Origin of the sequence: uncultured Flavonifractor sp., assembly GCF_944387675.1 — a bacterium.
Lineage (GTDB): Bacteria > Bacillota > Clostridia > Oscillospirales > Oscillospiraceae > Flavonifractor.
Genome location: NZ_CALXFV010000092.1, coordinates 1 through 8768, shown reverse-complemented (window position 1 = coordinate 8768; position 8768 = coordinate 1). Strand labels below are relative to the sequence as shown.

General features: G+C 63.1%; 10 protein-coding genes and 1 pseudogene. 5 read left to right on the top strand and 6 right to left on the bottom strand.

The genetic code is table 11. The annotated features are described in order from the left end of the window. Positions 1-695: hypothetical protein (locus Q0J74_RS08940; RefSeq protein WP_297213558.1), on the bottom strand; the 695-nt coding region annotated here is incomplete at its 3' end. Between the two features lie 82 nt (positions 696-777). On the opposite strand from Q0J74_RS08940, the gene Q0J74_RS08935 reads away from it, so the two are divergent. The 5 genes from Q0J74_RS08935 to Q0J74_RS08915 all read left to right on the top strand — a co-directional run bounded on the left by Q0J74_RS08935 (position 778) and on the right by Q0J74_RS08915 (position 4523). Further along, complete coding sequence (locus Q0J74_RS08935; protein WP_297213555.1) at positions 778-1287, top strand: YqeG family HAD IIIA-type phosphatase; 510 nt, start codon at positions 778-780, stop codon at positions 1285-1287. Next, positions 1284-2129, top strand: coding sequence for a TIM barrel protein (locus tag Q0J74_RS08930; protein WP_297213552.1), 846 nt, complete (start codon positions 1284-1286; stop codon positions 2127-2129). Before Q0J74_RS08935 ends, Q0J74_RS08930 begins: the two co-directional genes overlap by 4 nt. Positions 2130-2162: 33 nt before the next feature. After that, positions 2163-3227, top strand: coding sequence for a M24 family metallopeptidase (locus Q0J74_RS08925; RefSeq protein ID WP_297213549.1), 1065 nt, complete (start codon positions 2163-2165; stop codon positions 3225-3227). A gap of 80 nt (positions 3228-3307) precedes the next feature. Then, entirely contained in the window at positions 3308-3877 is a 570-nt protein-coding gene (efp, locus tag Q0J74_RS08920; protein WP_130871098.1) for an elongation factor P, read from the top strand. Between the two features lie 199 nt (positions 3878-4076). Next, positions 4077-4523 carry a CD1247 N-terminal domain-containing protein gene (locus tag Q0J74_RS08915; protein ID WP_297213542.1) on the top strand — a complete coding sequence of 149 codons (447 nt, stop codon included), beginning with the start codon at positions 4077-4079 and terminating at the stop codon, positions 4521-4523. An 83-nt stretch (positions 4524-4606) separates the two neighbouring features. Here Q0J74_RS08915 and Q0J74_RS08910 read toward each other — a convergent pair whose 3' ends face one another. The 5 genes and pseudogenes from Q0J74_RS08910 to Q0J74_RS08890 form a co-directional block, all read right to left on the bottom strand. Continuing rightward, positions 4607-5458, bottom strand: coding sequence for a metal ABC transporter permease (locus Q0J74_RS08910; protein ID WP_297213539.1), 852 nt, complete (start codon positions 5456-5458; stop codon positions 4607-4609). After that, positions 5458-6228, bottom strand: a complete 771-nt coding sequence (locus Q0J74_RS08905) for a metal ABC transporter ATP-binding protein (RefSeq protein WP_297213536.1) — start codon at positions 6226-6228, stop codon at positions 5458-5460. The genes Q0J74_RS08910 and Q0J74_RS08905 overlap by 1 nt, the downstream gene beginning before the upstream one ends. After that, entirely contained in the window at positions 6225-7118 is an 894-nt protein-coding gene (locus Q0J74_RS08900; RefSeq protein WP_297213535.1) for a metal ABC transporter substrate-binding protein, read from the bottom strand. Before Q0J74_RS08900 ends, Q0J74_RS08905 begins: the two co-directional genes overlap by 4 nt. Before the next feature lie 98 nt (positions 7119-7216). Next, positions 7217-8062, bottom strand: a complete 846-nt coding sequence (locus Q0J74_RS08895; protein ID WP_297213532.1) for a hypothetical protein — start codon at positions 8060-8062, stop codon at positions 7217-7219. A gap of 73 nt (positions 8063-8135) precedes the next feature. Further along, a pseudogene (locus Q0J74_RS08890) lies at positions 8136-8768 on the bottom strand (hydratase); the annotation flags it as partial.

Here is an 8768-nt window from a genome sequence, read left to right as displayed (position 1 = left end):
CGCAGCTTTTTGCGGATGGAGCCGGCGTCGTCGAAGAGGACGAAGTGGGCGCCGTTTTCCCGGGACATATAGGTGAAGTAGTGGGCGCACAGCTCGGTGGAAAAGAAGACGGAGGGGGAGCGGGTCTCCAGCATGGCGGCCAGCTCCTCCCGGTCCAGGACCCTGCCCTGGCCGTCGGGTGCGGGGAGGAAGAAGTCCTCCGCCACCCGCTCCACCGCCAGCACCGTCCGCTCCGGGCCGTAGCGCTCCGCCGCCTCCTGGAGCCGCTGGGCCAGGGAACCGCCGGAGAGGGCGGAGGAGATCAGCACCCTGGCCCGGCTGGTATGGGGACCGTAGGGCTCCGGCACGTACAGGGGCCAGCCCCGCTTCTCCAGCATCCCCTCCAGCTCCCGTAGGATCTGGATCAGCAGGGGGAGGGGCCGTCCCTCAAAGTCGCACAGCACTCCCGTAAATCCCCGGGCGGCGCACTCCCGCAGTACCTCCTGGCAGAAGAGACCGCTCTCCCCGCCGCCGGTGAAGCCGGCGCAGTCCACCGCCATCAGGCCGCCCCGCACCGGCAGGGGCAGATTGGCCCGGAACAGATGGGGGCCGCCCCCCACTCGATAGGCGGCGTGGGCCACCGGCAGGCCGAAGCGGGCCGCCGCCCGGCACTCTCCCGGCGGCGCGGTGAGAATCAGGTCGTATTTTCCTTGCATATTCCAGCTACCCCCTTGTCCATCCTCTGAGAAGTGTGTATAATTCTATGCGGACCAGACTGCGAATAGACGAGGTGGCGCCATGGCTTTTTCCCTGACGGCCCATTGGGCCGGGCGGAGCATCTACGATATTGACCCCACCGCCCTGGCCGGGCGGGGCATCCGCCTGCTGCTGGCCGATCTGGATAACACCCTGGTACCCTATGGGGTGCCGGAGCCTACAGACCGGGTGCGGGCGTGGGCGGAGGCGCTGGGGGAGAGGGGCGTGACCCTGTTTGTCCTGTCCAACAACCGCCACCCCGGGCGGCCGGAGCGCTTTTCCCGCGCCCTGGGGGTCCCCTTCATCGGCCACGCCGGCAAGCCCAAGCCCCGCTCCTTTTTCCAGGCCATGGAGAAGATGGGCTGTACAGTGGAGCAGACCGCCATTGTGGGGGACCAGATTTTTACCGATATTTTGGGCGGCCGGAACGCCGGAATCTTTACCCTGCTGGTGGAGCCCATCCGCCTGGCGGGCAATCCCGGGCGCTACCTGCGCTACGCCGTGGAGTGGCCCTTCCGCGCCCTGACGAAAAGGAGAACACAACCGCTATGAGCGCGCGTTTCGGACCGGCGGGCAACGCCGATTCCTTCCCCTATTCCTCCTCCGCCGACGCCCCCCGCTGGCTGGCGGAGCTGGGCCTGGACTGCTACGAGTACCAGTGCGGCAAGGGTGTAAACGTGGGGGAGGCCACCGCGAGAAAAATCGGGGCGGCGGCAAAGCAGGCGGGCATTGCCCTCTCCCTCCACGCCCCCTATTTCATCAACCTGGCCAATCCCGGCCGGGACAGCCTGCAAAAGACCGTCGGCTATATCCTTGCCGCCTGCCGGGCGGCGGACTGGATGGGCGCCGGGCGGGTGGTGATCCACTCCGGAGCGCTGATGAAGCGTACCAGGAGGGAGGCTCTGGACACCGCCCTCAAGTCCTTGGGGGAGGTGGTGGCCGCCTGCGACGGCGCCGGCTTCGGCCACATTACCCTTTGCCCCGAGACCATGGGCAAGATCAATCAGCTGGGGGACCTGGACGAGGTGCTGGAGCTGTGTACCCTGGATGGGCGGCTCACCCCCTGCGTGGACTTCGGCCACCTGTACGCCCGTTCCCTGGGGGAGCTGGAGGGACATGCGGCCTGTGTGAAAATGCTGGACCGGATCGCGGAAGTGCTGGGGGAGGACCGGGCCAGCCGCTTCCACAGTCACTTTTCCAAAATCCAGTTCACCCCAAACGGCGGGGAGAAGATGCACCTGACCTTCGGCCAGGAGAACTTCGGACCCGATCCCGCGCCCTTGATGGCGGAGGTGGCCCGCCGGGGCTGGAGCCCAACTTTTATCTGCGAAAGCGCGGGGACGCAGGCGGAGGACGCGCTGGCCATGAAGCAGTTATACCAAGCGGCCCTGTAAGGCCGTTTTGACAGCAGAAAGGAAGTCTTTGCCATGAATCACCTGAAACAGATTGCAGCCAAGCTGGACGAGTATGGCCTGGACGGTATGCTCATTCTGAGCGACCCCGGGGAGTACTACGCCATCGGATTCCACGGAGAGGGGGCGGTGGTGGTTACAAAATCCCAGTGCCGCTACTTCACCGACTCCCGGTATATTGAGGCCGCGCAGGCTCAGGTTACCGGAGCCGCCATTACCATGACCTCCGCCTCCGCCGCCCAGAAGCCCCTGGTGATCCAGGCGGTGGAGGAGCTTGGGATCCGGAAGCTGGGCTTTGAGGACGGCTACCTGACGGTGGCGGCCTGGCGGGAGTATGAGGCGGCCCTGCCTTGTGAGCTGGTTCCCGCCCAGAAGCTGTTGGGCGGCCTGCGGGCGGCCAAGGACCAGGAGGAGATCGCCCTGATGACCAAGGCCCAGGAGATCACCGACCAGGCCTTTGATGCTATTTTGAAGCTCATCCGGCCCGGCATGACCGAGCAGGAGATTGCCGCCCGCCTCCAGTATGAGATGCTGTGCCGGGGCGCGGAGAAGATGAGCTTTGATCCCATTGTGGCCTCCGGCCCCAACGGCAGCAAGCCCCATGCCATTCCCGGAGAGCGGCAGGTGGGGAAGGGGGAGTTTATCACCATGGACTTCGGCTGCAAGTATGGCGGCTACTGCTCCGACATGACCCGCACCGTCGCCCTGGGCCAGCCCACAGAGGAGATGGAGAAGGTGTACGACACCGTGCTCCGCGCCCAGCTGGCGGGCATCGCCAAGGCGAAGGCCGGCGTCCCCGGCAAGGAGATCCACCAGGCCGCCGCCCGGGTGATTGAGGAGGCGGGCTACGGTCCCTATTTCGGCCACGGCTTCGGCCACAGCGTGGGCATTGAGATTCACGAGGCCCCCAACGCCAACGGCCGGGACGAGACCCCCATGCCCGTGGGGGCGGTGGTATCCGCCGAGCCGGGCATCTACCTGCCCGGAAGGTTCGGCGTGCGCATTGAGGATGTGCTGGTCTACACCGCCCAGGGCAGCGTGGACCTGACCAAATCACCCAAAGAACTGATTATTCTGTAAAAAGCCTTGCAAAGAGGGAAATAATAGGGTAAAATAGCATCGCTGATTCTTTTGAATACCTTTTTGGAGGATGAATATCAATGCCTACGATTACTGCCAGTGATTTTCGCAACGGCGTGACCTTCGAGATGGACGGTCAGGTTATGCAGGTGGTGGAGTTCCAGCACGTCAAGCCCGGCAAGGGTGCCGCTTTTGTGCGCACCAAGATGAAAAATGTCATCACCGGCGGCGTGACCGAGACCTCCTTCAACCCCACCGCCAAGTTTGAGCAGGCCTATGTGGAGCGCAAGGACATGGAGTACAGCTATAACGATGGTGATCTGTACTATTTTATGGACCCGGAGACCTATGATCTGGTCCCCATCGGCGCCGAGCTGCTGGGGGACAACTTCCGCTTTGTGAAGGAGAACATGGTGTGCAAGATCAACTCCTACAAAGGCAAGATCTTCGCTGTGGAGCCCCCCACCTTTGTGGAGCTGGAGGTCACCGAGACCGATCCCGGCTTCAAGGGTGACACCGCCACCAACGTGACCAAGCCCGCCACCCTGGAGACCGGCGCCGAAATCAAGGTGCCGCTGTTTATCAACCCCGGTGACAAGATCAAGATCGACACCAGAACTGGTGAATATCTGGAGCGGTGCAAGGCTTAAAGAAAGTCCAGGGGGTATCCAATACCCCCTAGATACAAATGGGCCGCGCCGCAAAGCGGCACAACCCATTTGATACCCCCGCTTTCGCGCCCGGCGGCGCGGATCGAGGCGTTTTTGGGGGAAGTGAATTTCCCCAAAAACAGGATTGCATGCCATTTGGCCCTTGGTGGCCGCCTGCTGACGAAAAGGAGAGCGTATCATGACGATTTCTGAAAAGGTCGCGTACCTGAAGGGCCTGGCCGAGGGCCTGAACATTGATACCGAGAAGTCCAAGGAGGGCAAGCTGATCTCTGTGATGATCGGAATCCTGGAGGAGATCGGCATGTCCATCGAGGATTTGGAGGAGAACACCGAGGCTCTGGGTGAGGAGATCGACGCCATTTCCGACGACCTGTCCGATGTGGAGAAGGCGGTGTTTGAGGACGAGGATGACGACGAGTGCTGCTGTGACGACGACGATTTTTTTGAGGTGGATTGCCCCAACTGCGGGGAGACCCTGATGATCGACGAGTCTGTGCTGGACGAGGGCGTGATCCAGTGTCCCGGCTGCAAGCAGAAGTTTGCCCTGGACCTGTCCGACGACTGCTGCTGTGAGGATGAGGAGGACGGCTGCGGCTGCGGCTGTGAGGATCAGAGCGAGGAGTAAGGCAAAAAAGAGCTTCTTGCGCCGAAAAAAGGGATAAGATAGCGGGGGATGCTGCCGAAGCAGCATCCCCCGCGTTTTGTTTTTCACGACGCTCTGGACTGGCGGAAGAGAAAGGTAAGGGCAAACCACAGGGCCAGGTACAGGGTGATGGAGGCCCCGGCGGAGGAGCTGATGTGGAAGGAGGTCATCAGCCCCGCGATCCCTGCCACGACGGCGGCCAGGATGGAGAACAGGTGGAACTGCCGCATGTTCCGGGCCAGATTGCGCCCGGCGGCAGCGGGGAGGACCAGCAGGGAGTTAATGACCAGCAGGCCCACCCAGGTCATGGATACGGTGACCACCACGGCGATGGCCATGGAGAACACCGCCTCCTGCCAGAATACCCGGATGCCCCGGCTGTCGGCCAGGGCGGGGTGGATGGAGGAGAGCATCAGGCCGTTGAAGGCGGCTAGCCACAGCAGAATCACCACCAACAGGATGACGGCCAACAGGCCGATCTTTTCCGGCTCCACACTGAGGATATCTCCGATGAGCAGGCTGTTGAACTTAGTGAAGCTGCCCCCGTCCAGGGTGGCGATGAAGATGCCCAGGGCCACGGCGGTGGAGGAGAACACCCCGATCACCGTGTCGCTGGCCATGTGGGATCTGCGGCGTACGTAGGTGAACAGCAGGGCGAAGACCGCCGCCAGCAGCACCGCCATCCACATGGGGTCGGCAAAGCCGCACAGGGTGCCGATGGCGATGCCGGTGAAGGCGGAGTGGCCCAGGGCGTCGGAGAAAAAGCTCATCCGGTTGGTGACCACCATGGTGCTCAGCAGCCCGAACAGGGGGGAGATCACCAGCACCGCCAGCAGGGCATTTTTCATAAAGTACATGGAGCCGGGGGCCGCCCACTCAAAGGGCAGCAGCTCCACCAGGGAATACCACCATTCCATTACCGGCGCCCCCCCTTCCCCAGATCCAGGTGGAAGACCGCCTGGAACTCCGGCGAGCTGAGCACTTCGGCGGGTGTCCCCACCTTGAGAATCTGGTGCTTGAGCAGCAGCACCTTGTCGGCGTACTGATCCAGGGTGGCAAAATCGTGGGTGGACAGGAGAATGGACAGATCGTAATTGGTGCGGATCTCATCCAGCATGTCCAGCAGCTGCTTTTCCCCGTCGATATCTACGCCGGACAGAGGCTCGTCCAGCACCAGAATGTGGGGCAGCGGTTCCAGCGCCAGGGCCAGCAGCACCCGCTGCAGCTCTCCGCCGGACAGGGCGCCCATCCGCTTGTCCATCAGAGCGTCTCCGTGGACCCGGGCCAGGCAGGTTTTCACCCGCTCCCGCAGCTTTTTGGGGGCGGGGAGGAACACCGGCCAGCGGTGGATGGCGGCGGAAAAAAAGTCAAACACGCTCACCGGGTCCCCACGGTCGAAGCTGGGAGACTGAGGGACGTACCCGATGAGGGGGCGGGTCTTGTCGCCCCCCGCCCGCTGGAACTCAATGGTGCCGGTGTGGGGAATCTGTCCCAGGATGGTGCGGAACAGGGAACTCTTGCCCGCCCCGTTGGGGCCGATAAGGGCCACAATCTCCCCGCAGTGGAGGTGGAAGGAGACGTCGTGCAAAATCTCCTCGCTGCCGAAGTTAACCCCCAAATCGGTCACCTTCAAACAGCAGGACCCGGCGCAGCCCGGGCCGGCATCGCCATGCTTGTGTACGCTCATCCTAAGGCCTCCAGAATGGTGTCAATATTTTTCTCCATGGCGTCCACATAGGGCTGGATGCCGGCGCCGGCGCCGCTCATGATCATGTCCAGCTGATATACCTGGCAGCCGGTCTCCCGGGAAATCGCCTGGGCCGTAGCATCTGAGCCGTTGATCTCGGTGAAGATGGCCGGGATATCGTACTCCCCGATCAGAGCGACAATCTCCTTGATCTCGGCGGCGGAGGCCTCGGCGCCCTCTTCCTCTTCGATGGCCTTCAGCAGGTTAAGGCCGGTGGCCTGGGCGAAGTACTGGAACCCGTCGTGGAAGGTGATGAGAGGCCTGCCGGCCAGAGCGGCCAGCTTGTCCGGGTCATACCCCATGGCATCGTTGGCGCTGCCGAGGTTGCGGGAATAATCCTCGTCATGCTCCGGGTCCAACGTACTCAGCCCGGTTCCGATGTTCTCCAGCATGCGCGCGGCGTTCTCGTAGCTCATCCAGATGTGGGGGTCATATTCCGTATCGTGGTCGTGTCCCTCATGGCCCGGGGCAGGCAGCAGGTCGATCCCCTGGGAGCAGTCAATTACCGGCGCGTCAGAGGCGGCCAGGGCGTCGTCCATAAAATCCTCCAGTCCCGCCCCGTTTTTCACGATGACGTCGGCCCCCTCGATGGCCTTCATGTCGGCCACGGTGAGGGTGTAGTCGTGGAGGCAGGAGGTCTGCTGGTTGACCAGCAGGCTGACTTCCACATGGTCCACGCCCTCCGTCACCGCCGTGGTGAACAGGTACACCGGGTAGGTGGTGGCCAGAATGCGGAGTTTGCCGTCCTCCTCCGGCTGGGAGGCGGCGGGCGCGGAGCAGGCGGAGAGCAGCAGGCCCAGGGTGCAGGCTGCCGCGAGCAGTTTCTTCATAGATATCCCCTTGTCTCATTAGAAATACGATACGCCGGGTAATTCCTACCCGGCGTATCGTATTATACCGCATTTTATCCAATCTGTAAAACAATTCTTTACCAGTTGCCCAGAAGAAGCCGGGCGATGAGGTGGAGAGGGAAAAATCCGGCGGCATAGCTGGCCAGATTGGCGCACAGGGCGTAGCCCACCCGGCGGCCGGGCTTCTGCTCCCGCAGCAGCAGGCCGTAAACCACAGCCTCCGCCAGCCAGATCAGCGCCTCCACCGGCAGCAGCATCAGATAGTAGAGGGAGTGGGTCCCCACCGCCAGGATGGCCGAGCCCAGCAGAATGTGGAGGGCGGCCTGGGTTGCCAGGTTGACCGCAAGAAACACCGCCACGCTCCGCCTGGAGCGGAAGCCGAACAGCCACAGCAGGATGCCTTCCACCACCAGCGTGGGAATCAGGGTGGAGAGAAACTGGGTGAGATAGTAACCCACAGTGGAGGTGGACCTGGTGATGGTGTTGCTGGCGTAGTCGTACACCAGCTCGGTGTGGAACACGGTGCGGGTGAAGGGCTCCGTGGCCTGGGTCCCGCCGGCGGAGGAGACGGCGATGCGGAAGGTGTCCGGCAGGCCGTAGTAGGAGAAGGTGTGGGTGCCGTCCGCCCCGGGCAGCAAATCGCCGAACAGGGGCAGGTTGGTGCCGTGGATCAGGGCGGGGTACCAGCCCTCGTCCTCCCAGCGCCTCAGACCCTCCACCAGGGCGGGGTCATAGTCCTCCAGATCCACATTTTTGTAGGCCCAATCATCCTGGTGGAGCAGGTCCAGGTAGTATACCCCCTCCGGAGCATTGGTCACCGTAATGGTGAGGGACTGCTTGGGACCCATGTCGGCGGAGGCGGTGCCGCCCAGCAGGACCAGACAGAACAGCAGACAGAGGACGGCGCGGCGCAGATCTTTCATTGCAGATCCTCCTTTCCATGTGTTCTGCCTGATACACACCTGAGAGGGGGAAATGATTGCGGGAAAGAAACGCTTATTTTGCGTAGTAGTTGATCAGACATCCGGCCAGCACGATATCCCGCTCTTCCCGGGTCATACCGGGCAGGCGCAGGGTGACAGCCGTTTCGGCCCCATTCTGGATAAGGACGGCGGGAATCTCCTCCGCCCCGCCGTCCAGGGCGGCGCGCACGCCGGGGATGTACAGCTTGTCGCCGGGCTGGATGTTCCAGTCCTTCACCCCCTCGGCGATGAAGGGGAGCATGCCCCAGTTGACCACGTTGGAGCGGTAGCGCTTGGTGGCGTACTCGGCGGCCAGGTTGGCCACGCCCCCCAGCACCCGCTGGCAGGAGGCGGCCTGTTCCCGGGCGGAGCCGTCGCCGGGCTTGAGAGCCATCACCAGGGAGCCCAGGCCGGTGTCCTTCCCGTCGTGGCCCATGAGAGCCTCTTTGACCTCGGGGGCCTCGGGATTGGCGCGGCGCAGCCTCTCCACCGCCAGCACCTCCTTGGCCCGGGGGACATACTGGGGGTCCTTCCGGCTCAGGGCGAACTCGGAGAGTTTGATGGGGTTGGAGCGATAGGAGGAGGTCTCCCCGGAGGGGATGAGCTCGTCGGTGGTGGTCACCGGGTCATAGATGGCGGAGCACACGGTGAGCAGCAGGTTCTCCGG